The sequence below is a fragment of the Pseudoxanthobacter sp. genome, from assembly GCF_036822375.1.
Lineage (GTDB): Bacteria > Pseudomonadota > Alphaproteobacteria > Rhizobiales > Segnochrobactraceae > Pseudoxanthobacter.
This window is the reverse complement of sequence record NZ_DAISHT010000054.1, coordinates 18104-19594: the sequence shown is the minus strand read 5'-3', so window position 1 is coordinate 19594 and position 1491 is coordinate 18104. Positions and strand designations below refer to the sequence as shown.

General features: G+C 70.8%; 1 protein-coding gene. It reads left to right on the top strand.

Annotation, left to right across the window (positions count from 1 at the left end; translation table 11 throughout):
- Window positions 1-1049, top strand: a 1049-nt coding sequence (locus V7067_RS07610) for an OB-fold nucleic acid binding domain-containing protein (RefSeq protein ID WP_334175286.1), incomplete at its 5' end; no start/stop codon positions are given.
- Window positions 1050-1491 lie beyond the last annotated feature (442 nt).

Here is a 1491-nt window from a genome sequence, read left to right as displayed (position 1 = left end):
TCAACGATTTCCGCCGCGAGGCGGAGCGGCTGAAGATTGCGGTGCTGCCGCCGCTGGTCAACCGCTCGGGCGCGGTGTTCGACGTGATCGAGGGCCGCATTGCCTATGCGCTGGGGGCGGTGAAGGGGGTCGGGCGCTCGGTGGTCGACCATATCGTGGAGATGCGCAACGGGCGGCCGTTCCGCGACATGGGCGACTTTGCCCGCCGCATCAACCCGAAGATCGTCAACAAGCGTGCGCTGGAAGCGCTGGCGTGCGCCGGCGCCTTCGACGATATCGAGCCGAACCGGGCGCGGGTGGTGAACGGCCTCGATGTGGTGCTGGCGGAGGCGGCGCACACCGCGGACGGCGCTGAGCGCGGCCAGTCGGAACTGTTCGGCGGGGCCGGACCGCAGCCGCTCAAGCTGCCGGCCACGGACCCGTGGATGCCGGCGGAGAAGCTCAACCGCGAGCACGCCACCATCGGCTTCTATCTCTCCGCCCATCCGCTCGACGAATACCGGCCGCTGCTGAAATCGCTCGGCGTGCAGATGTGGGAGGATTTTCAGGCGGCGGTGAAGCGCGGCGCCGGGTTCGGCCGGCTGGTGGGCACGGTGACGCAGCGTCAGGAGCGCAAGACGCGCACCGGCAACCGCATGGGCATCGTGCGCATGTCCGATCCGACCGGACAATATGAGGCGGTATGTTTCTCGGAGACGCTGGCGCAGGTGCGCGATCAGCTTGAGCCCGGCCAGTCGGTGGTGCTGATGGTGGCGGCCGAGGAGCGCGAGGAGCAGGTGAGCGTGCGCATCCAGTCGGTCGAATCGCTGGAGGCGGCCGCGCAGCGCAAGAAGCGGTCGCTCAAGGTGTTCCTGAAGGACGAGAGCCCGCTTGATGCCCTGTCCCGCCAGTTGCCTGCCGGGGGCGACGGCGAGGTGAGCGTGATCCTGATGCTGGACGAGGGGCGGCGCGAAATCGAGATGCGGCTTCCGGGCCGCTACAAGGTCTCGCCGCCACTGGCCGGTGCCCTGCGGGCGGTGCCCGGCATCGTCGACGTGGAGTTCGCCTGACGCCGCATGCCAGCCGGCGACGGGGGCCGGCCGGCCCCCCGGCGCGGGTTTCCGGGCGAAGGCCGTGGCGAGGGCGGCGGAGACGGCCCGGCGGCGCGTCAGACGGTCTTTGGCTCCGTTGTCTTCGGTCCCGTTGTCGTCGGCCCCGTTATCGGGGCCCGTCGCGTTGCGGCCTTCGGTGGCCGGCGTGTGCGCGGGATATCAGGGCGAAGGCGGGGATTGTCGCGGGCTGCGGGCCGGTCTGGCCTCAGAGCGGCTGCTTCTGAGGAAGGAGAGCGGCTGCTTCTGAGGAAGGCCGTGCTGCCCGGAAGGGCCCCGTGCGCCGGCGCCAGAGAGGCCGGCAGCGGACAGGGGCGTGCAGCAGCGGACAGGGGTGTGCCAGCAGGGGTGTGCCAGATGACCCGGCCGCTGGGCCGGGTCCGGTGTTCGCAGTCCGCGCCAC